The sequence below is a fragment of the Parasphingorhabdus sp. genome (assembly GCF_048267785.1).
Lineage (GTDB): Bacteria > Pseudomonadota > Alphaproteobacteria > Sphingomonadales > Sphingomonadaceae > Parasphingorhabdus.
In genome coordinates, this window is sequence record NZ_JBLWWU010000009.1 from 55972 (window position 1) to 79325 (window position 23354).

The window sequence follows — 23354 nt, forward strand, 5'->3', positions numbered from 1 at the left end:
CGTTTTCGCCTTCGCCCGATGCCGAGAATCCTCCCCTCTCGAGCGTTTTGCGTGATCGCTTCCAGGAGGTGAGGAACCATTCTGTGCGCCTCGCCGGTGGCTTGAGCGATGCCGATGCGACCGCGCAATCAATGGACGATGCTTCGCCGACAAAATGGCATCTTGCTCATTGCAGCTGGTTTTTCGAAACCTTTCTGCTGCGCGATCATGTGGTCGGTTATCGACTGTTCGACCAGGCCTATCCCTATTTGTTCAACAGCTATTATGAAGCCGAAGGGGCAAGACATGCCCGACCGGAACGAGGTTTGCTGACCCGCCCGTCGCTGGCAGAGGTTATGGCCTATCGCAGCCATGTCGACGGGGCGATGACCGAAGCGATGGCCGGTTTCTCGGAAGAATTGCTCGATCTGGTCGAACTCGGTCTCCATCATGAACAGCAGCATCAGGAATTGCTGCTGACCGATATCTTGCACCTTTTCTCCCGCAACCCCCTCAAACCGGCCTATGCAGACCAGACGCCAGCGCGCGCGCCAGACCCCGGAAAGCTGGAATGGATTGAGGGCAGGACAGGCGTTCACCAGATCGGACACAGGGGCGCGGGCTTTGCCTTTGATTGCGAAGGGCCGTGCCACGACGTCCTGCTTCATCCCCATGCGATCGCCAATCGGCCGGTGACCAATGGCGAATGGCTAGCCTTTATCGAAGGCGGCGGTTATCGGGAGGCCCGTCACTGGTTATCCGATGGCTGGGCATGGGTACAACGGGAACAGATAGACGCACCCTTATACTGGAACCGGTCGCCTGATCAGCGATGGACCGAGTTTGGGCTGGCGGGCGAGCTGCCGCTCGATCCGTCGGCACCGGTCAAACATGTCAGCCTCTATGAAGCCGATGCCTATGCAAGCTGGGCCGGCGCACGCTTGCCGACCGAAGCGGAATGGGAAGTCGCGGCCAATCATGGCCTGCCCGCTACCGGCAGCGTGTGGGAATGGACCAGCAGCGCCTATCTGCCCTATCCGGGTTTTAAACCCGCCGATGGCGCCGTGGGGGAATATAATGGCAAGTTCATGTCGGGCCAGTCGGTCCTCAAGGGCGGCAGTATCGTGACGCCGCCGGGCCATATCCGGTCGAGCTACCGTAATTTTTTCTACCCTCACCAGCGCTGGCAGTATTGTGGACTGCGGCTTGCCCAAGACCTTTAACCCAAAGGACCGCCCCCATGGATATGACTACCACGCTCGTCGATCATACGTTTCACAAGGACGTCAGACGCTGTTTTGAGAAACGCACCTATGCCATCCCGGCACGCTGGCTTTATGACCGGCGCGGTTCGGAACTGTTTGAGGAAATTACCGAGCTTCCCGAATATTATCCGACGCGCACCGAGACAGCGCTATTGAAGGAAAATGGCCCTGCCTTTGCGGCTTCAACCGGCCCAGGGCGGGCGGTAATTGAATTTGGTTCGGGCAGTTCGGTCAAAACGCCCCATTTGCTGAAAGCCATCAATCCCGCTGCTTATGTCCCGATTGATATTTCGGGCGAGTTTCTTGAACATAGTGCCTCGCTGCTTCAGGAGGAATTTCCGGACCTGCCGATTCATCCGGTCGAGGCCGATTTCATGAAGCGGGTCGAACTGCCCGGGGCCGTCGCGGACATGCCGAAGCTCGGTTTCTTTCCCGGCTCGACGATCGGCAACATGATCGCCCGTACCTCGGTCGACCTGCTCCGCTTCATGCGCGAAACATTGGGTGAGGGCGCGCAGCTTCTGATTGGATTTGACCGCATCAAGGACCCGGAAATATTGGTCAATGCCTATGACGATAGTGCCGGGGTCACGGCCCAATTCTCGCTCAATCTGCTCCACCGGATCAACCGTGAACTGGATGGTGATATTCCGGTCGAACAGTTTCGCCACAGGGCCGTCTGGAATGACCTTTATGCGCGGATTGAAATCTATCTTGAAGCACAGGCCGACATGCGATTTTCAATCGACGGACATACTCATGAGATGGTCAAGGGCCAGAAACTGCATGTTGAAAACAGCCATAAATACGGTCTGCGCGATGCCCGACTGATGTTGCGGGCGGGCGGCTGGACACCATTGCATGAATGGAGCGACGAGCGGGATTATTTCACGCTCATGCTGGTGGAAGCCCATCCGTATAAGCATGCGCCATGAAAACTATTTGCCGGCGGGTGTTCCCGCTTCCATTTTGCGGTATTTAGCCCGCCAGATGGTGATCCATTCATAAGCGCCCCGACATTCATCCATCGCGCTGGCATCGATCATGCGAAATTGCTCGCCGTCCCAGATGTAATTCTGGGCATTGCCGCAATCGCCAAGTCCGCGGCCCTTGGCATAGCTGCTAAGCGTCTGGGTTTGTTCATCCCAGTTGGCATTGACCAACATGGGCAGGCCGCCTTCTCCGCCCCAGGTCGGCTGACGATCAAATTTCGCAGGCCTGAAGGTCCAGCCGCTGGTGGCGCGTCCGTTTTCTATATATTCGCCAATATAGGGCACGCTCGAAAAATTATAGGCACCCGAACCGCAGGATATAAGCACCAGCGCCCGGAATTTATTGCCACGCTTGCCGAGCGGATAGGCTTGATCCTCAACCAGTCCATAGCGGTTGTTCTTGCATGTTGAACCCTCGACCAAAGCCACAAGGGCACCGGCGTCCGGCACCAGTGTCGCGCTCTTCCATTGGTCGATGACGATCGTTGGAATTTCGGTAGAATCCGGCTCAAAGTCCCGCGAACCCTTTGCAACCAGCGCAGTCTCGGTGCCTGCGCGATTCTGCTTCTGGTCGATATAGCGCAACGCCGCCGCCGAACCCGCCAGTGAAATGCGGGTGATATTTTCGCCCATTGGACCTTGCACGACCAAGCGCTGACCATTGATAATCGCCTTGGCGACTTTCTTCGCATCTTCGCCGACAATTTCGATGGGATAATCACCCTGGACGATCGGACCGGTATCGACCAGATCGCCATCGACGATCATCTTGTAGCGGTCCATATCCTTTGTTTCAAAGATCACACGGATTCTAAAGATATCATCGCTGCTGCCGGTTCGAACAATGGAAATGGGGCCATCCCAGTCCTCATAGCTCGCTCCGCCTTCATCTGGGACAAGAGACACTGCTTCGCAATTGCCACCATTGTCGCAGCCCACCGTCCAGTCCTTGAATGTGTGGAGTTCACCCAGCTGCGGCACCGGTAGTGCGGCTGTTGTGGCGACTGTGGTGAATAGTCCGACAATGAAACTGATAGGAGGCATAATTGCAATCTAGCCAGTTTGTCCGACAATCGCTAGTGGCTTGTTGAATCATAGTGAATAGCTTGAAAGGCATGAAATGAAAGCAATCGGCATTATCGGATCGGGGCAAATGGGTGCGGGTATCGCGCAAGTTTCGGCTCAGGCGGGTTATCATGTCTATCTGTCAGATGTGAGTATGGAGATTGCCGAACGCAGCAAGGCAGGCATCGCCAAGCAACTTGCGCGACTGGTCGAAAAAGATAAAATCGAGCAGCAGGCGGCCGATACCGCCCTTGGCCGGATCGAACCGATTGTCCAACTCGACCCGATGGCCAATGCCGATATCATTATCGAAGCCGCAACCGAGCGTGAAGATATCAAGCGCCAGATTTTCGCAGCGGCTTCCGAAGTCTTGGGTCATCAGGCAATTCTCGCGAGCAATACATCATCAATTTCGATCACCCGGCTGGCGCAGTCGGTGAAGGATCCCTCGCGCTTTGTCGGTGTGCATTTCTTCAATCCCGTGCCGTTGATGGGTCTGGTCGAGGTTATCCGGGGATTGGCCACCAGCGACCAGACGGCAGCGATGGCGAGTGATTTTGCCAAGGCCGTTGGCAAGACTGCGGTGATGGCAAAGGATTCGCCTTGCTTCGTCGTCAACCGCATCCTCCTGCCGATGCTGAATGAGGCGTTTTTTGCGCTCGGTGAAGGCACCGCATCGATGGAGGATATTGATCGCGGTGTGCAGCTTGGCCTTGGGCATCCGATGGGTCCGATCACGCTGGCCGATCTGATCGGTCTCGACACATTGCTGGAAATCCTGCGCGTGCTCCAAAATGATTTCGGCGACCCGAAATATCGTCCTGCGCCGATCCTTATGAAATATGTGGAGGCCGGCTGGCTGGGCCGCAAAACGGGCAAGGGCTTCTATGACTATTCCGGAGAAGTCCCGGTTCCTACGATGTAGGCGCATGGCCGTTCAGCCCGAATATTTCACGGGATGAACGGCTAGGTTAGAGTTATCGTCCTGTGGCAGGCTCAGGTCGAACGGATATAGGATGACATATTATGAGCGACGACATCAGAGACTTTAATGTCGATATCCCGAAGACCGCGCTGGACGATCTCGACATAAGGTTGCGCCATGTTCGCTGGCCAGATCCGGAGCCTGTGGATGACTGGTCGCAGGGCATACCGCTCGACTATGTCAAAAACATCGTCGAACATTGGCGGACCAGCTACGACTGGCGGCGCTGCGAGGATGAACTGAACCGATACAGTCATCATCTGACCGAAATTGACGGCATCGATATCCACTTCATGCATATCCGTTCACCGGAAGCTGAAGCACGACCCCTGATCATGACCCATGGCTGGCCGGGCTCGATCGTCGAGTTCATGGATGTGATCGGGCCGCTGACCGATCCGGTGGCCTATGGTGGGGAGGCGAAAGATGCCTACCATCTGGTGGTGCCATCACTGCCCGGTTACGGATTTTCCGGTAAGCCGACCACCACTGGTTGGGGTATGGAAAAAATAGCGCAGGCCTGGGACGTGCTGATGACCCGGCTCGGTTATGACCGCTATTTTGCCCAAGGTGGCGACTGGGGCGGGATGGTGACATCGGTTATCGGAGCGCAAAATCTTGGCCATTGTGCAGGAATTCACGTCAATCTCGTTGTGGTCGGCCCCCCGTCCGAAGAGATCATGACCAACCCGACGCCACAAGAACAGGCGGCGCTGGCACATTTCGCCGTCTATCAGACGCAAGGCACGGGCTATGCCGAAATCCAGCGGACCCGGCCCCAGACACTCGGCTATGGTCTGGCCGATTCGCCGGTCGGGCAGATGGCCTGGATCATGGAAAAATTCCAGGGCTGGGCAGAGGATGCCAAGGCTCCGGACGAGAATTTCGACTGTGACCGCCTGCTCGACAATGTCATGATTTACTGGCTCAACAATGCCGGCGCTTCATCGGCGCGGCTGTATCGCGAAAGCTTCGGTGCGCCCAATATCGATCCCGTCACTATCCCGTCCGGATGCAGCATCTTCCCGAACGAGATCATCACGCCCTCGCGCCGCTGGGCGGAGCAACGGTTCAAGGATATCCGCTATTGGAACGAGCCTGAAAAAGGCGGCCATTTCGCAGCAATGGAAGTGCCGGAATCGTTCATCGCCGAAGTGCGGAGCTGTTTCGGGGCAATGGAGCTCTAGCGGCAGGTGCTGAGCCTGATCACCCGGCGGCTGTTGACGGCAATCCCGACGCTGCTGGTGATCATTTTGGCTTCCTTCTTTCTGATGCGTCTGGCGCCCGGCGGGCCTTTTGATGGCGAACGTCCGCTCGATCCGGCCACGCAGGCGGCATTGCAACAGGCTTATGGTCTGGACCGGCCGCTATGGGAGCAGGCATGGCTTTATGTTTCGCGACTGGCGCAAGGCGATTTCGGACCCTCTCTGGTCTACCGTGATTTCACCGTCTCGGAGCTGATCGCGCAGGGCCTGCCGATTTCCCTTATGCTCGGGGGGCTGGCGATAGTGCTGGCCCTGGCCATCGGTGTGACCGCAGGGCTATTTGCTGCTGTGCAAGCGGGCAAGGCCACAGACAAGACGATCATGATGCTGGCGACGGTCGCCACCGCGCTGCCGACCTTTGTCACCGGACCGGCGCTCGCGCTATTATTCGGCCTGTGGCTGGGTATGTTGCCGGTCTCGGGAACCGGTGAAGGGGGCGCATGGCTGATCATGCCCGTGGTCGCGCTGGCGCTGCCGGTGTCGGGAGCGATCGCCAAGCTTACCCGCGCCGGACTGGCCAGCGTGCTCAAACAGGATCATATCCGCACCGCGCGGGCACGCGGCCTTTCCGAAACCAATATCCTGTTCAAGCACGGCTTGCGCCCGGCTCTGGTTCCGGTCGCCAGCTATCTCGGTCCGGCAGCGGCGGGTCTTTTGACCGGCGCGGTCGTGGTGGAAACCGTCTTCGGGCTGCCGGGTCTGGGCCGCTATTTTGTCCAGGGGGCGCTCAATCGCGACTATCCGCTCGTGCTTGGCGTGGTCACGCTCTATGCCGCCCTGATCATCCTGTTCAATCTGTTCGCCGACCTGATCTACGGCTGGCTCGACCCCAGAATGCGGGAAGGGTGAGGCGATGCTGAAACGCCATTTCCCGTTATCCGTCGTCCTTGTGATCGTGGCGCTGGCTTTGTTGCTCCCGTTCCTGTTGCCGTGGACCTATGACCAGATCGACTGGGATGCCGTCCGTGCGCCGGCGTTCAGCGGTTCGCATATTTTCGGAACCGACGAGATTGGCCGGGACCGTCTGGCACGGCTGGCCGCCGGAACGCAGATCACTCTGATGGTCGCCATTGCGGCAGCGCTGGTGTCCCTGATCGTCGGCATCGCCTGGGGAGCGACCGCTGGCTGGATCGGCGGCAGAGTCGACGAGGCGATGATGCGGATTGTCGACGGTCTCTATGCGCTGCCCTTCATGTTCATCGTCATCCTGCTGATGGTGGTTTTCGGGCGGTCGATATTGCTGGTCTTCGTCGGCATCGGGCTGGTCGAATGGCTGACCATGGCGCGGGTGGTCCGGGGGCAGGTGATGACGCTCAAACAGCGCCCCTTCATTCTTGCTGCCGAGGCGGCGGGGACCCGGTCGATCATGATCATGCTGCGCCATATTTTGCCGAATATCGCCGGTGTCGCGCTGGCCTATCTGATGCTGACCGTGCCGCAAGTGGTGATGGTCGAGAGCTTTCTGTCCTTTCTCGGCCTAGGTGTGCAGGAACCGCTGACCTCGCTCGGTATCCTGGTCAAGGAAGGGGCCGATGACATGGATATGACGCCGCTCGGCTTGTTGCTGCCCGGCGGTCTGCTGGTGGTGATACTGGTCTGCTTGACGATAGAGGGCGAGCGACTGAGAGATCGCTTCTCATGAGTCTTTATGAGATCCGCAATCTCGCCGTGGACATCGCGGGCAACCGGCTGGTGGAGGATGTCAGCCTGACCGTCGAACCGGGCCAGTGCACCGCGATCATCGGCGCATCCGGTTCGGGGAAAAGCCTGACCTGCTTGACGCCGTTCGGGCTGACACCCTGTATAGCGACCGGCTCGATTCACTTGGATGGCATCGATCTCGCCAGTGCCGATGCCGATCAATTGAGAGATGCGCGCCGCAGACTGAGCGGTTTTATATTCCAGCAACCCCTGACCGCCCTGACACCTCATCTGACGGTCGGCGCGCAATTGCAGGAAGCGACGATGCAGGCGGGGGCCGCCCGGCCTTCGCGGAGAGATCTGGCGCAAAAACTGGAGCGTGTCGGTCTGTCTCGTCCCGACGAGCGGCTTGATCAGTTTCCGCACCGATTGTCTGGCGGCGAACGCCAGCGGGTGATGATTGCCGCCGCAATCGCGCACAGTCCCAGATTGCTGATCGCCGACGAGCCGACGAGCGCTCTGGATGCTTCCTTGCGGGCCGAGATCATGGACCTGCTCGATCAATTGCGCGCCGAGCAGGGACTTGGGATGTTGCTGGTCAGCCATGATCTTGCCTCGGTCGAGGGCCATGCCGATCAGCTGCTGGTCATGGAAAAGGGCAGGGCCGTGGAAACGGGTCCGACCGCTGATATTATCGCCAGTCCTGCCGAAGATTACACGAGGCACCTGATCGCGGCGACGCCGCGTCTCGACGAGCCGCCGCCGAAGCTGGGCGAGCCCGGCGGTCTCCTGCTCGAGACCAGAGATGTTGGTGTAGAATTTCAACGGCCCGGTTGGCGCCGGGGAAATATCCGCGCTGTGGCCAATGCGGACATCATGATCCGGCAGGGTGAATCGCTGGCTTTGGTTGGTGGGTCCGGTTCGGGCAAGTCGACGCTGGGACGCGCCATTGCCGGTATCGGTCCGGTGACCAGGGGCGAAATCCTGTGGCAAGGCAGCGCGCTTCCCGAGCGCCGTCAGCGCAGTCTGGAGATGCACCGGTTGATCCAGCCGGTGTTTCAGGATCCGGTCGCCAGTCTGGACCCGCAATGGCAGGTTCTCGACATCGTCACCGAACCGCTGCGCAATCTTCGGGCCGATCTGACAAAGGCCGAGCGAGACGATCTGGCGCGGCAGGCGCTGTCCGATGTTGATCTGGCGGAAGATTTTCTGACCCGGATGCCCGCCAGCCTGTCCGGTGGTCAGGCGCAACGGGTCGCGATCGCCCGGGCGATCATTGCAGCACCGCAACTGCTGGTGCTGGACGAGGCGACATCCGCGCTCGATCCGCTGGTGGGCGCGGAAATTCTCGCGCTGCTCGCACGATTGCAGGGCGAGAACCGACTGAGCCTGTTATTCATCACCCATGATATTGCAGCTGCCCGCCGGCTGTGCCACCGGATTGCGGTGATGGAAGAGGGCCGGATCGTCGAAACCGGTGATTTGCAGGCGGTCATCGGTGATCCAAGGGATGCGACAACACAAAGGCTTGTCGCAGCCAGTTAAAAAAGGGCCGCCCGGTTGTCCGAGCAGCCCCCTTTTTTCAGCGTGACGATTTGTGAATTTAGAAGGATACGCCGAGAGTGAAAACAATTGCGCTATCAGTGAAATTGTTGATCGCTGGCGCATCTGTATCGGTATAGGCCAGTGTCGCGGTCAGGTTCTCTGTAATCGCCCAATCTGCTCCGAGCATCCAGTCTACATAGTTATTGGAGCCCAGTACGCCCGCTGGATTCCCCAAAGAACCGTCATTGAGGCCAATATTGGCGTTCAATGTAATGGGAGTGTTTGGAATGCCGCCTGAAACACCGGTGTAAATATAGACATTGTCGGAATTACCAAGGCTGTCCTGGCTCCAGGCATAAGCGATGCCGCTCGTGACTTCGACCGGGCCGACGGTGGCGGACACCGAGGCATATGGCTCAAAATAATCGCTCGGGCCAGCGGCACCATCTTCACCATTGGGGTAGAAGAAGTAGAGTAAACCGGCATCAAGGGTCAGTCCGGAAATGACTTCGCCTGACCAGCCACCGTAGAGATCGAGTTCGGTATGGCCGAATGTCGCGCTGTCTTCGATGGAAGAACCCCAGGTGCCGATATAAAAACCGCTTTCATGGGCAACATCAATGCCGCCCTGAATGGCGATATCCCCATCCGAGAAGGACAGGCCGCGGAAACGGTAATCTGATGTAACCGCAGCATTGCCCGAAATGGTAATCCCGCTGGAAGAATCTTCCTGAGCTAGAGCCGGTGCGGCCGTGCTCGCCAGCAAGATGGCCGAAAGGCCGAGAACAGTTGACTTGGCTTTTCCGCCAAGGGTAATTTTATTGGACGTGCGCATGGAAATCCCTTTCTCGTTAATGCGTGTCGCCCCTCCTGGATTGACTAGGCTGTCTTTTTATTGCGTCAGATGCCCCGAACGCGAACAGTCTCTAAACTTGTGCAACAAAGCTGCTCCATATTATTGCGCTGCACAACAAAGAAAATGACAGTAAGGATGACATAATATTCGTATGTGGCACTTGCGCCACAAACCGCTTTCACATCGCTTAAAAATTAGGCGAATTTGATTTTTACTGACTAATAAAGCGTCAAATGGCTCGGCGGACAAGATTTGCCACCATCATGTCCAGACTCAGCCCGATTTTGTGAAGCAGGTCGATTCTTTGCCTGGATGAGGCTATTTCGGGGTTGCTTCGAGCTTGACCGTTCCATCCTCGGGCAATGATTTAATATGAACGTCCCGCTGTGGGAACGGGATTTCTACGCCATGTTCCTTGAACAGATCCCACACCCGTTTGAGTATCGCTGCCTTGAAATTGCCGACGCCCGATTGCGGGTCCTTGATCCAGCAGCGAATTTCGAAATTGACACTGTTTTCACCAAATTCGAGCATCCAGACCACCGGTTTGGGATGGTTGAGCACGCGCGGCACGTCAACGCATGCCTGTTTCATCAGTTCAATGGCCTGATCCATGTCGGTATTATAGGAAACGCCAACAGGGATGCTGATCCGGACATTGGGGCTGGAATAAGACCAGTTTTCCACTTCGCGTGTCATCAAATCCTCGTTCGGGATCAGATGTTCCTTGCCCGCGCGGGTGAGGATGGACACCGCGCGTACGCCGATCTTGTTGACCCAGCCGTACGTATTGCCGACCGCAATCACGTCACCGGGCTTGATTGAACGGTCCATCAACAGGATGATTCCGGCGATCAGGTTACCGATCGTCTTCTGCATGCCGAAACCGATGGCGAGGCCAAAGGCACCGGAGAAGACTGCCAGTGCGGTAAGATCAATTCCGACGATGTCGAGGCCCAAGACAAAGGCTCCGCCCAGAATCGCAACGGTGGCGAGCTTCTGACCCAGAACCTTTTGTGCGCCATCCAGTTCGCTGTTGCCGATAATATAAGTGACCAGCTTCATGAGTACACGCGCTACCGCGAGCATGATCACCGCGGTCATCGCCAGCGTGACAATCCAGAGCAGCGAGATTCTTCTGGAGCCGAGGCTGAAGCCGACCTTGTCCATGGCTTGTGTGATCGGTTCTATGCCGCCCACCAGCCCCGATCCGATACTTACGAAAAGAGCAAGGCCAATGATCGTGCCGAGCCAGTTCGGCATCCGTACGCCGCGGATCAGGTCATTGGCAAACAGGCCGACAGTTATTGCAATGGTCAGGGAAAAGACCACCTGAGCGATCAGATGCCAGGGATAGAAAGCGAGGAATATGCCGCATAGAATGAATGTAGTTGCGCGCCGGGTCATGTCGCGGATTCGGCGACCGGCCAGTTCGCTCTCATAGCCGGCCCGGGCTTCCCACAAGTGGCGCAGTCTGGGGCCGATATGTTTGCTTAGATACCAGCCAGCAGTCAGCGCCAGTGCGACCAGTGCGGCAGCGATAATGCCTTCAATATACTGGACGTTCTTTGGCGTTTCAGGTGCCAGACTTTCCAGATAGTTGAGGGCATTTTGGATCATGATCGCGCACTGTGATAATGTTCAAAGCCTTTGGCAAGGTCCGCAATCAAATCGTCGGAATCCTCGAGACCGATATTTAGCCGCACCAACGGGCCCTTTCCGGTCCATTCGGTTGCCGAACGATGTTTTTCGGGATCCACCGGTAGCGCGAGGCTTTCGAAGCCACCCCAGCTATAGCCGATGCCGAATAGTGTCAGCGCATCGATGAATGTCGCACGGGAACGCTCGTTACCATCGGACAGTTCGAACGAAAAGAGGCCGGATGATCCCTTGAAATCGCGTTTCCACAATTCATGGCCGGGACAATCGGGCAGCGCAGGATGGAGGACGAGGCCGACCTCGGGCCTCTCCTTCAGCCAGCGGGCAATTTTCAGGGCGCTGGCTTCGTGTTGGCGCAGCCTGACATCCAAGGTTCTCAGGCCGCGCGCTGCGAGATAGGCGTCATCCGGCGAGACCACCTGGCCGAGCTGTTGCGCGGTGCGCCGGAGAGAATTCCAATATTTGCCATGGGTGGTAACTGCTCCCATCATTACATCGCTATGCCCGACGATATATTTGGTGGCAGCGGTAATCGCGATATCAACCCCATGTTCCAGCGCCGGGAAAAAACGAGACGTCGCCCATGTATTGTCGAGTAATGTCACGATGCCAGCACTGTGCGCCACCGTGCAGATTGCCGGAATATCCTGAACCTCGAAGGTCAGGCTGCCGGGGCTCTCCATCAATATAGCTCTTGTGTTCGGGGCGAATAATTCGGCGATATCCGTACTAACCGTCGGATCATAATAGCGGGCTGAAATGCCCATGCGTTTCAGAAAGACATCGGCGAAGCTGCGGCTCGGGTCATAGCTGCTGTCGGCAAGCAGAATCTCGTCGCCGGGTTTGAGAACAGCGAGCAAGGCGCAGGAAATGGCGGCGACGCCGGAAGGATAAAGCATGGTTCCGGCCGCGCCGGGCTCCATTTCGGTGAGCGCTTCGGCGAGCGACCATTGGGTCGGGGAGCCGCGGCGCCCGTAAAAGAAACGACCGTCTGCGTTGGATTTTACGCCGTCCCGGAGATGCGCGACATTCTCGTATAAATGCGTGCTTCCACGCCAGACGGGCGGATTGACCACCGAACCGGTCCATTCTTTCCGTCGCCCACCGGTAACGACCTGCGTTGCAGGATTTTTTGCCTCGGAGTCGGTATCGGCCAATTATCGATCCAGCCGTAAAGCCATCTTCAGCCAGTTTCTTTCGGGGTGTCCGCGTCAGCGCCCCATTCGGCCCAGCTGCCATCATAAAGAGCGGTTTTTTCGGCTCCGGCAAGTGCTGCGGCAAAGGATACTACCGCTGCCGTCATGCCTGAGCCGCAGGTCGTGACAACGGGTTTGGACAAATCCACGCCAGCATCACTGAATATAGCCTTGATCTCGTCGCTGCTTTTCCATGTTCCGTCAGCATTGAAAAAATTGCTGTGCGGAATATTGGTCGATCCGGGAATATGGCCCGAGGCCGTGCCTACACGAATATCCGGTGCTTCACCACTGAACCGGTCAGCAGGGCGTGCGTCGACAACCTGCTCGTTCTTGCTATGCAGATTGGCGAGCATGTCCGCCTTGGAACGGACGTCCTTGTCATCTTTCCAGACGGTGAAATGACGATGACGCAGCGCTTCCTTGCCGGTTTCGAGCGGCCGGCCTTCGGCCTTCCACTTGGCAATGCCGCCGTCCAGAATAGCCACTTCATGCGCACCGAAAATGGTCAGCATCCACCAAGCGCGGGCTGCGCTCTTAAGCGGACTGTCATCATAGAGGACCACGCGGCTGCCATCGCCAAGGCCGAGAGATTGCATGCGGCTCGCAAATTTTTCAGCCGGGGGCAGCATATTGGTGATCGGGTTGCTGGTGTCGGTCAACTCGCTGAGGTCCATGAATACCGCGCCGGGTATGTGGCCAGCTTCATATTCCGCGGCAGGATTGCGTCCAGTGTCGTCCAAGAATTTTGTAGCGTCGACAATCCGCAAGTCAGACGCGCCCAGTTCGTTGGCTAGCCAGTCGGTCGTTACCAACAATTCCATATTAAACTCCTCATGCCCGCAATCATTTGCGCTAATCTTCTCGCCGTTTAGCGATTCGATTTCCAGACGTCGAGGCTATAACGCATTGTCTGACGAATCCACCGCTTATGTGGTTTTTTTACATGCATTCCTGTCGGCCCCGTCCACGATTTGCAATGGCTCCTGCGCCGGTCATCTGCGGGCCGGAAAAATATCATCCCGCCGGGAGCAGGCGATGGCCAAGAGGTGCAAAGCTGCGCGGGCCTTTGTCCAGCCGGAAAGGAGCCATTTTCTGGCGTGGTGGCTGATGCTCCTGTCCGACCAGAAAGCCTGCCGTCTGGAAATGCCGGAAGCCGGCGTCATCGGTATATTCGATCGAAAATTGTATCTGCGGGACAAACAATGTCTGGGATCGGAAGACTATCGGGCGGATGCTGGTCAAGGGGATGCGAAATTCCGCGACCACTGTCTCGGTTTTTCCCACCCCAAGCACCGATATTTCACGAAATATGGAATCATCGGATATGGCGGATTGGCCGATTATCTGTTCTCCCGCTTGATCCATGGAACCAAAGACCCTGATTTCCGTCAGAGCTTCGTCGCAGTGGTTCGACAGGGAAAGTTCGAACCCCAATACGGCGTTGAACAGCGTTGTATTTGCTCTATGCGGCCGAAAGCTGATCGTAATGGCAGGCGGGGGGGAAGAAACGGCGGGAAGTGGTTCCGCTGTTTTCGCTATATCGTCCGGCGCGATGGTTTCCATGCGATCTGCTGCTGCTGTGGAGGTTGATTGTCCGGTGGTTGCCCGGCGTGCGCGCCAGAAAAATAGCGCGCCAAGCAGAATGAAGAGCAGGCCCGCGAACAGCAAAAGATTCCATTCGCTGGCGTGCTTTGCCGCTGGAGGTTCCGGTGAGGATTGCCGCAAGGATCCAGGTGGAGATGAGTCCGGAGCGATGATTGACGCCGGGACCTCAGTGGACGGGGGAGCTTGGTCTGATGCGGGTGTTGATTCCTCTATCCGTGGTTTGGGTGTCGGCGGGGTAATGTCGCGTGTGACCTGCGGGCGGGGCGGCGCTTGGTCTACGGGTTGTTTTCCTTGTGCATTCCTGTTCCCCTTGTCGGTGATGGCAGGCTTCACCGCCGGAGTGGCGGATTCTGCCGGTGTTTTTGCAGGCGTGGTTTGCGGCGCAACAACAGCTGGTCTGACAAGGGGGATTTCGGCGTCAGCAGGTCCCTGCAAAACATTACCATCCGGCGTGGAGCCGGGGCCGGGGGGTAGCGAATAGCTCTCCACCGAGGGCCGGGATTGCGGGTTGGGCAATGGTTCCTCAACCGACGTTTGAGCTACAGCACCAGCACCCGGTAACAGCAGCAAAGCCGTGCCCGTCAAAATATTCCTGAAGCGATTATGTGCGATCGACTGAAAAACAACCATGTTCCCGTGCATTCCCGGATTGATTTGCAGCCCGAAGCGCTGAACCGTCGATGAATGCAGCAGGGTGATGACATGAAGCGCCCCGTGCACTAGATAATCTGCATGAACAATGATCCTTCCGCTCCACCAGCACCGAAATTTCTGGGCAAGACGAGTGCCCTGCCGGCGTCTCCCGACGAGGCCATACTCGACTATGTCCCCAATCCTCGCGCTGGCGAACTCTACCTGACGCGCTTTGCCGTGCCGGAATTCACCTCGCTTTGTCCGGTGACCGGCCAGCCGGATTTTGCCCATCTGGTCATCGATTATGCGCCGGATCAGACGATCGTCGAATCGAAATCGCTCAAGCTGTTTCTCGGATCGTTCCGCAACCATGCTGCTTTTCACGAAGATTGCACGGTCGGTATCGGCAAAAGATTGTTCGATGAAATGCACCCCCGATGGCTGCGGATTGGTGGCTATTGGTATCCGCGCGGCGGCATACCGATTGATATATTCTGGCAGTCGGGTGAGCCGCCAAAAGGCTTGTGGTTGCCCGATCAGAACGTTGCACCTTATCGTGGTCGTGGCTGATGGCCCATAAATTATACGCTGCGCCGCTTTCCCTCTATTCCGGCAAGGTTCGTGCCTATCTCGACTGGAAGGGGGTGGATTACGAGGAGGTCCTGAGCTCCACGGACGTCTACAAGACGATCATCGTTCCCAAAGTGGGCCGCCCGGTGATTCCGGTGATGGAAACCGAAGAGGGCGAAACGCTTCAGGATACGACATTGATCATCGACCATTTCGAAGCGACCATCGGAGGGCCGTCGGTCTATCCCGATACGCCGACACAGCGGCTGGTGGCGTTGCTTATGGAAGTGTTCGGTGATGAATGGCTGGTGATCCCGGCGATGCACTATCGCTGGAATTATAACGAAGAGTGGGTATACGGGGAATTTGGCGCGACCGCGGCGCCGGAAGCCAGCAAGGAAGAACAGTTGGCGATCGGACGGGAACGGGGCGCCAGCTTCAAGGGTTTCTGTCCGGTTCTCGGTATCAATTCGCAAACCATACCGGCAATAGAAGCCAGCTATGAAGCCTTACTCGCCGATCTCGATGCGCATTTTGCGGTCTATGATTATCTGCTTGGTTCGCGTCCTTCGATCGGCGACTATGGTTTGATTGGACCGCTTTATGCCCATCTTTATCGCGACCCTGCATCGGGCGAGATTATGAAACGTCTGGCTCCGCGCGTTGCCGCATGGGTCGAACGGATGGTGGATGTCCAGGCGCCGCTTTCGGGTGAATTTCTGCCTAATGACGAAGTCCCTCAAACCTTGATACCTGTTCTTGAGCGAATGATGAGCGAACAGATGCCGTTTCTCGAGACCACCGCGGACATGCTGGCAAGTTGGGCTGAGGACAATCCGGATGCGGAATTGCCACGTGCGGTTGGCATGGCGGATTTTACGATAGAAGGCGTGAAGGGACAGCGGATTGCGCCTCCGTTCAGCCTGTGGATGTTGCAACGGCCGCTGGAATATTATCGCCAGTTGCAAGATGCCGACAAAATGGTCGCGGACGAATTTTTAGCGAGGATCAACGGTACATCGGCGTTCCGGGATTTCACTATAGAGCACCCATTGGTTTTTGAAAATTTCAGGCTTTTACTGAGCTGATATCAAAAATTGCCGGGCTATTCGGGGCAATAATCTACTTTGCCCTATCAATCGACTGCTCCCAATCATATATATTGATATTATGAGCAGTATTTCACACCAGCACAGCATCGCCATCGAGCCATCCGACATCGATTTCATGGGACATGTCAATAATGCGAATTATCTGACCTGGGTTCAGGATGCGGTGGTTGCGCACTGGCAGAAATTTGCACCTTCAGAAGCCGTCGCGGCCCATCTCTGGGTGGCGATCAAGCATGAAATTACCTACCGCAAGCCCGCGTTTCTGGAAGATGATGTGATCGCGGAGGTCCTGCTTGAAAAAGTACATGGCGCCAGGGCCTTTTACAGCACGATCATTCGTCGCGGCGAAGAGGTGCTTGCCGAGGTGCAGTCGAGCTGGTGCTGTATCGATGCCGATACTTTGCGCCCGACCCGTCTGGCAAAAGATATTGTAGCACGATTCTTCGGCAACAAGGATTAGCTGGTTTGCTGCGCCGCTAAAGCGCAGCATGATAGCGATTAGCGCATCAATCCGCCGATCAGATTGCGCACGAATCGTCCGGCCACAGGTCCCGCAAGATCCGTCACCACCGATCCTACCGCAGAGGTCACGCCGGAATGCACCGGATTGGCACGCGATTTCTTGCCCAGCATTGTAGAGGCAGCCATACCTGCTGCAGAGCCCATCGCGACCTTTGCGCCACGACTGAAGGCTTTCTCCCAGATGCTTTTGCTCTTGCGCGAGCGTTTGCCGACTTCGGCTTCGCCCTTTTCCTCGACTTCCTGCGCGGTTTCCGTCGCGTCGATCACCTTCTGCGCCAATATTTCCTCGGCGCTGTTCCGGTCGATCTCTTCGTCATATTTCCCGTCATAAGGCGAGATTGATTGCATGATCGCGCGTTCCTTGACGGTGACCGGCCCGAGACGCGAGCGCGGCGGCTTGATCAGGGTTCGCTGGACAATCGAGGGAGCGCCATCCTCAAGCAAGGTCGAGACGAGCGCTTCGCCAACCCGCAGTTCGGTGATCGCCTGCTCGACATCGAGATCGGGATTGATCCGGAATGTGTCGGCGGCGGCCTTGATCGCTTTCTTGTCGCGCGGCGTGAAGGCGCGCAGCGCATGCTGGACACGATTGCCAAGCTGGCCGGCAATCTCCTCGGGTATGTCTACCGGGTTCTGGGTGACGAAAAACACCCCGACTCCTTTCGAACGGATCAGGCGCACGACCTGTTCGATCTTGTCTTCAAGCGCCTTGGGTGCATCGTCGAACAGCAGATGCGCTTCATCGAAGAAGAAAACCAGCTTCGGTTTGGTCGGATCGCCGACTTCCGGCAATGTTTCGAACAGTTCAGCGAGCAGCCAGAGCAGAAACGTCGCATAAAGTTTCGGACTGCGCATCAATTGATCAGCGGCGAGCACGTTAATATAGCCGCGCCCCTGATCATCGCATTTGATGAAATCATCGATTTCCAGAGCCGGTTCGCCAAAAAACTGGCCCGCCCCCTGACTGTCGAGTTGCAGCAACTGGCGCTGGATCGCGCCGACGCTTGCCTTGCTGACATTGCCATATTTGGCGGATAGCTGCTTGGCATTCTCTGCAGTATAAGCGAGCATCGACTGCAGATCGTCGAGGTTGAGCAGCAGCAGGCCTTCTTCGTCGGCAAAGCGGAATACGATATTGAGCACGCCTTCCTGCGTGTCATTCAGGTCCATCAGGCGAGCGAGCAACAGCGGCCCCATTTCCGTAATCGTGGTCCGGATCGGATGGCCCTGCTTGCCATAAAGATCCCAGAAAATTGCCGGATTGTCGGAATAGGCATAATCGTTCATGCCCAGTTCGCTGGCCCGTTCCTCCAGCTTGTCGGCATGTTTGAATTGCGAGGAGCCGGACATCGAAACGCCCGACAGATCACCTTTGACGTCGGCAACAAAGACCGGAACGCCATTGGCGGAGAAGCTTTCGGCCAACCCTTGCAGGGTGACCGTTTTACCCGTGCCGGTGGCGCCGGCGATCAGGCCGTGCCGGTTGGCGCGGGCGAGATTGAGGCTTTGCCGTTCGTCGCCGGCCAGTCCGAGAAAAATTTCAGTTGCATCGGCCATCGGCGGTTTCCCTCAATTGTTTTGCAAAGCTGCGCCCAGCTTGACGCAAAAAAAAGGCCGGCGTCAAGCACCAGCCTTTTTCTGTTACATATGTTTATACGCGTTTAGCTGTCCTGCAGACGAACCGCGACAAACAGCGGATCGCGGGCGCCGCGACGAACCTGCAGAAGCACGGCTTCGCGGTTGGCACGCTTCGCGTTGTTGATCGCCTTGTCCAGATCAGCGGCGCTGGTGACTGGCTGGCGGTTGACGCTGGTGATCAGGAAACCCCGCCGGATACCTTTTTGAGCGGCATCGCTGTTGGGATTGACGGTCGACACTACGACACCTTTTTGCGTCGACGGGACGCCGATCTGACGAGCAATCGCGGGCGTCAGATCAACGACCGACAAACCGAGAGCATCGGCTGTTGCCTGTGCGCTGGCGCCATTGTCATCCTGACCCATGGCATTGTCTTCGGCATCCGGATCGAATGTATTGCCCGCCAGTTCCTCTTCAGAAGGCCGTTTCCCAAGCTTGGCCTTGACTTTTATCGTCTTGCCGCCGCGGATCAGTTCGATGGGAACTTCCGTGCCGATAGGCAGGTTGGCCACCAGATAGGACAAGGTCTGATCCGGGGTAACCGTCTTGTCGTTGACTTTGGTAATTACGTCGCCCGCCTGAATACCAGCTTTTTGTGCGGCTTCACCCGGTTCTACCCGTTGGACAAATTCGCCCCGGTTTTTCTCCAGACCAAGCGATTCGGCGAGATCTTCGGAAAGTGCGCTGATCTGTACGCCGAGATAGCCGCGTTCGATCGCACGCCCGCTTTTCAGCGTTTCGACGATTGGGGCGGCGACTTCCGCGGGGATCGCAAAGCCGATACCGACATTGCCGCCGGTTGGTGAAATGATCGCGTTGTTGATACCGATGACATTGCCATTGAGGTCAAACATTGGTCCGCCGCTATTGCCGCGGTTTATCGACGCATCGGTTTGCAGAAAACTGTCATAGGCACCCGATCCGGTTCGCCGATGAATGGCCGACAAGATGCCGGTGGTTACGGTTCCGCCCAGACCAAAAGGATTGCCGATGGCGATAACCCAGTCGCCGACCCGGGCGCTGTTGCTGTCGCCGAATTTGACGAAGGGCAGGGGCTTGTTCGCCTTGATCTTGAGAACCGCTATATCCGATGCGGCATCGCGACCGACGAGCTCAGCCTCATATTCGGTGCGATCCGGCATAATCACGGTGATCGATTCGATGGTTGCATTGCGATCACCCGGCGCAACCACATGGTTATTGGTGACCACATAACCGTCGGCCGAAATGATGAATCCCGAGCCCAGCGATTGTGCCTCGCGGGTCTGGGTACCGCCGCTGCCGCCCTGACGGTTGCCGAACAGTCCGCTGAAGGGGGTTCCCGCAAAGGGATTGGCGGTGCTCACTCGCACACGCTGCGTAGTGGATATATTGACCACCGCAGGCTGCAATTGTTCGGTCAGGTCGGCAAAACTCATTGGCGCACCGGCGCGTGGTACGACATTGCGCATCACCGAGCTGTCATTGGCTGCGGTTTGCGCCCCTGCCGGACCGATCCCGGTCAGGGTGGCTGCACTGCCGGCCAAAAGCAAAGCTGCTGAAATTCCGTAAGCGTAACGCACTGATATGTTCCTCTCAAAATTCTCGCGGGAAAACGGATCTATGGTGCCAAAATCCGTTCAAAGTCGCAAAATTAATGGCGCAAATTTCATGAACGGAAATTGAATATTACCATATTTGTTCGCCGATCCTAGGCAGGACTGCGACATATTCCCGATGCCAATCTATTTGGGTGTTCAAAATCCTTTTCGCAAGCCATGAATCGCCCCTTGGTCGAAAAAAGCCGTTCTTGCGCAGAAAAAACGACGTTTGTGGTCGAAAGGCTTTCAACGGCAATTATTGCCCCCGGAACTGACGCAGATATTCATTGTCCGGCGAGAGGACAAACGAACTTTGTGCATCGCCTGAATTGCCGGAAAGGAATGTCGTTTCATAGCTTTTCATGGCGCGATAGAAATCATAGAATTCCGGATCCTTGCCAAAGCTTTCGGCATAGGTACGCGCGGCACTGGCATCGGCTTCAGCGCGAATGATCTGTGCCTGCTTTGCCCCTTGCGCGCGGATCGTTCGCGCTTCCTGATCCCGTGCGGTCCGCATTCTTTCGTAGGCGCTATCGAGCGGCGTTCCGTCGGGCAGATCGGCTCGTTTGATCCGCACGTCGACAATCTCCGCGCCATATTGGCGGGCTACCCGGTTGAGACCGGCCTGGATATTATCCATCACCTGACCGCGTTCCGGGCTAAGCAAGGCGGCAAATGGACGTTTGCCGAGTTCGTTTCTCAGGGCCGACCCCAAAATCGGCCGGAGTTCATCGGAAACCCGTTCTTCACTGCCAGCAGCAATGTACATGCGCAGCGGATCGGTGATCCGGAACCGGGCAAAGGCATCGACCTGCAGACGAAGCTGATCGGTTGACAGCACCTGCTGCTGTTCCATCTCGACGTCGCGAATACGCTTGTCGATCCAGACGATCTGTTCAAAAAACGGTATTTTCGCGATCAGGCCAGCGCCGGTTTCGCCGAATGCTTCGCCAGCCTGATAGCGATTGACGATTCGCTTTGGTTCACCAAGCTGAACCACCACGCCCTGCCGCGTTTCCGGCACGATCACGATGGTGTTGAGCAAAATGAACAATGCGGCGATGACGATCACGCCGAGTGCGGCGGGGTTTTGCAATAGCTTGCGCATCAGTTGCCCTCCACGGTTGTCGACGGTGCTTGCTGCGACCGCTTCTTCAGTTCAGGCAAAGCCAGATAAGGCGTCACGCCTCTCGCTTCCACGACCGTCTTGTCGACTTTCGACAGGACGCGCTCCATTGTTTCATAATACATACGTTGTCGCGTAACCCTCGGAGCCAGTCGATATTCTTCATAGACCTTGTCAAAGGCCGCAGATTCACCCTGTGCCTGGGCGGTAAGCTGCTGCGCATAAGCGCGTGCTTCATTCAGATAGGTTTGCGCTGTTTGCTGGGCGGCGGACACTTCCTTGAAGGCATCGTTGACCTTGGCAGGGGGGTCGGCTTTCTTGATCGCAATACCGCGAATGACAACGCCAGCGCCATAGCCATCGAGTAATTCCTGCATATTGCGTTCAACCTGCTGCTCTATTTCCGTCCGTTCGGAACCGATGGTATCATCCAGTGTGAAATTCGCGACGACCGCGCGCATCGCGGCTTCGGCCACTTCCTTGATCGTTTCTTCCGGTTCGGCGATCTGGAACAGGAAAAGCTCGGGTGCCTTGATGTTCCAGCGAACAGAATAGGCGAGATCGACAATATTCTGATCGCCGGTCAGGATAAGTTTTTCCGCTTCTCCTTCCGGAATATCAATCGTCCGGATGTCTTCGACGTCAAGCTTTGTTACCTGTTCAAACGGGGTCGGGAGCGAAAAGTGCAAGCCGGGTTGCAGTGTCCGTGAATAGGACCCCAATAAGGTTACAACACCGCGTTCCTGAGGACTGATACGGTGAATGCTGGATAATGCCAACCACAGCACAACAAAGCCGATTGCCATAAGCGGCCACCAGGACCGTCCGCCCGGACGTTTCGGAATGCCACCACCAAAGCCGCCGCCAGTGCCTTTTTTAAACAGTTCTTCGAGAGAGCCAGCGCCTTTGCGACCGCCACCGGACGACCCGCGGGGAGGATTGCCCCATGGGTTGCGAGGACCGCCGCCATTGCCGCCATCATTGCCGCTGTCACCGTTGTTGCCCCAAGGACCGGCCATGTTCAAGATCGAGCCCAAAATCGATTTTCGGCGCGCTTCACCGTTAATATTATCATTCATAGTTTCTTTATAGGTAGCACGCCGTCAGAAAAACAGTGTCAATCCGATAAAAGTGTAACTATGTCGATCCCATGACTGATATATCCTCAATCGAAGCAGCACTGGATAGCGTCGCCAAAGGCCGTTTCAGCGCCGTAAAATTCGCGCAAGGCCGTGTTTCTCTGGTGCTTAATGTCGGCGGACTGGATGTGCGCGAACGCGGCCAGGTCGAGATCGCAGTGAAATCCGGCCTGCTGGCTCTGGACGGCGTTGAAAAAGTCGATGTGGCGATGACCGCGGAAAAGATAACCCGGCGTCTGATCGCGGTAGCCAGCGGCAAGGGCGGTGTTGGCAAGTCTACACTTTCTACCAATCTGGCAATTGCGATGCAGCGAGTGGGTCGCAAGGTCGGCATGGTTGATGCCGACATATATGGTCCATCCCAGCCGCGGCTGCTTCACTGCGAGGGACAGCGGCCGGAAGTCGAAGGCAAACAACTGATCCCGGTGCCCAACGAATATGATGTGCCGGTCTTGTCGATGGGCCATCTGGCGAAGCCGGGGCAGGCCATCGCCTGGCGCGGGCCAATGGCGGGCAAGGCGCTCGATCAATTGATCGATGCCCATTGGGGTGATGTCGAGGAACTGATCGTCGATATGCCGCCGGGTACCGGCGATGTTCAGCTATCGATGATGCAGCATCACAAACCGGTTGGCGCGGTGATTGTTTCGACCCCGCAGGATCTGGCCTTGATGGACGCAAACCGGGCGGTGGATTTGTTCAACCAGGCAAATATTCCGATCATCGGCATGGTCGAGAATATGGCGGGCTATCAATGTCCACATTGCGGGGAAGTCAGCGATCCATTTGGTGCCGGGGGGGCGGAAGCCGCCGCGAAAACAATGGGCATGCCATTTCTGGGCAGAATTCCACTCGATATCGGGATTCGCAAGTCGAGCGATGGCGGCACTCCACCGGCTGGCACTGACGCCCCGGAGGGGCAGGCTTTCCATGATATTGCAAAGAAGCTCGCCACATGGTTGGATAATCAATAGCGCG

21 protein-coding genes are annotated in these 23354 nt (G+C 56.9%); 11 read left to right on the top strand and 10 right to left on the bottom strand.

Going from position 1 to position 23354, the window contains the following annotated elements; all coding sequences use genetic code 11:
- The first annotated feature begins 47 nt into the window (after positions 1-47).
- On the top strand, positions 48-1202 hold the full coding sequence (gene egtB, locus ACN0VD_RS09130; RefSeq protein WP_417593712.1) for an ergothioneine biosynthesis protein EgtB: 1155 nt from the start codon (positions 48-50) through the stop codon (positions 1200-1202).
- A gap of 17 nt (positions 1203-1219) precedes the next feature.
- A complete protein-coding gene (gene egtD, locus ACN0VD_RS09135; RefSeq protein WP_417593633.1) occupies positions 1220-2179 on the top strand; it encodes an L-histidine N(alpha)-methyltransferase in 960 nt (319 codons plus the stop codon).
- 3 nt (positions 2180-2182) lie between these two features.
- On the opposite strand, the gene ACN0VD_RS09140 is transcribed toward egtD, so the two are convergent.
- Positions 2183-3280: a DUF1176 domain-containing protein gene (locus ACN0VD_RS09140; RefSeq protein WP_417593634.1), complete on the bottom strand. Its 1098-nt coding sequence runs from the start codon at positions 3278-3280 to the stop codon at positions 2183-2185.
- 76 nt (positions 3281-3356) lie between these two features.
- On the opposite strand from ACN0VD_RS09140, the gene ACN0VD_RS09145 reads away from it, so the two are divergent.
- The 5 genes from ACN0VD_RS09145 (at position 3357) to ACN0VD_RS09165 (ending at position 8737) form a co-directional block, all read left to right on the top strand.
- The gene (locus ACN0VD_RS09145; protein WP_417593635.1) at positions 3357-4226 is read left to right on the top strand and encodes a 3-hydroxyacyl-CoA dehydrogenase NAD-binding domain-containing protein; all 870 of its coding nucleotides are present in this window, start codon (positions 3357-3359) and stop codon (positions 4224-4226) included.
- Positions 4227-4327: 101 nt separating this feature from the next.
- Positions 4328-5473, top strand: a complete 1146-nt coding sequence (locus tag ACN0VD_RS09150) for an epoxide hydrolase family protein (protein ID WP_417593636.1) — start codon at positions 4328-4330, stop codon at positions 5471-5473.
- Positions 5474-5479: 6 nt separating this feature from the next.
- Positions 5480-6400: an ABC transporter permease gene (locus ACN0VD_RS09155; RefSeq protein ID WP_417593637.1), complete on the top strand. Its 921-nt coding sequence runs from the start codon at positions 5480-5482 to the stop codon at positions 6398-6400.
- Between the two features lie 4 nt (positions 6401-6404).
- The gene (locus ACN0VD_RS09160; protein WP_417593638.1) at positions 6405-7193 is read left to right on the top strand and encodes an ABC transporter permease; all 789 of its coding nucleotides are present in this window, start codon (positions 6405-6407) and stop codon (positions 7191-7193) included.
- The gene (locus ACN0VD_RS09165) at positions 7190-8737 is read left to right on the top strand and encodes an ATP-binding cassette domain-containing protein (RefSeq protein ID WP_417593639.1); all 1548 of its coding nucleotides are present in this window, start codon (positions 7190-7192) and stop codon (positions 8735-8737) included. The genes ACN0VD_RS09160 and ACN0VD_RS09165 overlap by 4 nt, the downstream gene beginning before the upstream one ends.
- Before the next feature lie 58 nt (positions 8738-8795).
- Here the strand turns inward: ACN0VD_RS09165 and ACN0VD_RS09170 are convergent, their stop codons facing one another.
- The 5 genes from ACN0VD_RS09170 to ACN0VD_RS09190 form a co-directional block, all read right to left on the bottom strand.
- Positions 8796-9572 (bottom strand): TorF family putative porin, encoded by a 777-nt coding sequence (locus ACN0VD_RS09170; protein ID WP_417593640.1) that lies wholly within the window; start codon positions 9570-9572, stop codon positions 8796-8798.
- A gap of 339 nt (positions 9573-9911) precedes the next feature.
- Positions 9912-11213, bottom strand: coding sequence for a mechanosensitive ion channel family protein (locus ACN0VD_RS09175; RefSeq protein WP_417593641.1), 1302 nt, complete (start codon positions 11211-11213; stop codon positions 9912-9914).
- Positions 11210-12409, bottom strand: a complete 1200-nt coding sequence (gene metC / locus ACN0VD_RS09180) for a cystathionine beta-lyase (RefSeq protein ID WP_417593642.1) — start codon at positions 12407-12409, stop codon at positions 11210-11212. The genes ACN0VD_RS09175 and metC overlap by 4 nt, the downstream gene beginning before the upstream one ends.
- A 26-nt stretch (positions 12410-12435) precedes the next feature.
- The gene (sseA, locus tag ACN0VD_RS09185) at positions 12436-13272 is read right to left on the bottom strand and encodes a 3-mercaptopyruvate sulfurtransferase (protein WP_417593643.1); all 837 of its coding nucleotides are present in this window, start codon (positions 13270-13272) and stop codon (positions 12436-12438) included.
- A gap of 193 nt (positions 13273-13465) precedes the next feature.
- Positions 13466-14776, bottom strand: a complete 1311-nt coding sequence (locus ACN0VD_RS09190; protein WP_417593644.1) for a hypothetical protein — start codon at positions 14774-14776, stop codon at positions 13466-13468.
- A 12-nt stretch (positions 14777-14788) separates the two neighbouring features.
- On the opposite strand from ACN0VD_RS09190, the gene queF reads away from it, so the two are divergent.
- From queF to ACN0VD_RS09205, 3 genes are all read left to right on the top strand, one after another.
- The gene (gene queF / locus ACN0VD_RS09195) at positions 14789-15259 is read left to right on the top strand and encodes a preQ(1) synthase (RefSeq protein WP_417593645.1); all 471 of its coding nucleotides are present in this window, start codon (positions 14789-14791) and stop codon (positions 15257-15259) included.
- Entirely contained in the window at positions 15259-16347 is a 1089-nt protein-coding gene (locus tag ACN0VD_RS09200) for a glutathione S-transferase family protein (RefSeq protein WP_417593646.1), read from the top strand. The genes queF and ACN0VD_RS09200 overlap by 1 nt, the downstream gene beginning before the upstream one ends.
- An 82-nt stretch (positions 16348-16429) precedes the next feature.
- A complete protein-coding gene (locus ACN0VD_RS09205) occupies positions 16430-16831 on the top strand; it encodes an acyl-CoA thioesterase (protein ID WP_417593647.1) in 402 nt (133 codons plus the stop codon).
- 38 nt (positions 16832-16869) lie between these two features.
- Here ACN0VD_RS09205 and ACN0VD_RS09210 read toward each other — a convergent pair whose 3' ends face one another.
- The 4 genes from ACN0VD_RS09210 to hflK all read right to left on the bottom strand — a co-directional run bounded on the left by ACN0VD_RS09210 (position 16870) and on the right by hflK (position 22256).
- Positions 16870-18450: a helicase HerA-like domain-containing protein gene (locus ACN0VD_RS09210; protein ID WP_417593648.1), complete on the bottom strand. Its 1581-nt coding sequence runs from the start codon at positions 18448-18450 to the stop codon at positions 16870-16872.
- Between the two features lie 104 nt (positions 18451-18554).
- Positions 18555-20093, bottom strand: a complete 1539-nt coding sequence (locus tag ACN0VD_RS09215; protein ID WP_417593649.1) for a Do family serine endopeptidase — start codon at positions 20091-20093, stop codon at positions 18555-18557.
- Between the two features lie 274 nt (positions 20094-20367).
- On the bottom strand, positions 20368-21219 hold the full coding sequence (hflC, locus tag ACN0VD_RS09220; protein WP_417593650.1) for a protease modulator HflC: 852 nt from the start codon (positions 21217-21219) through the stop codon (positions 20368-20370).
- A complete protein-coding gene (gene hflK / locus ACN0VD_RS09225; RefSeq protein WP_417593713.1) occupies positions 21219-22256 on the bottom strand; it encodes an FtsH protease activity modulator HflK in 1038 nt (345 codons plus the stop codon). Before hflK ends, hflC begins: the two co-directional genes overlap by 1 nt.
- A 131-nt stretch (positions 22257-22387) precedes the next feature.
- Here hflK and ACN0VD_RS09230 point away from each other — a divergent pair, with 131 nt between their 5' ends.
- The gene (locus tag ACN0VD_RS09230) at positions 22388-23350 is read left to right on the top strand and encodes an Mrp/NBP35 family ATP-binding protein (protein WP_417593651.1); all 963 of its coding nucleotides are present in this window, start codon (positions 22388-22390) and stop codon (positions 23348-23350) included.
- Positions 23351-23354 lie beyond the last annotated feature (4 nt).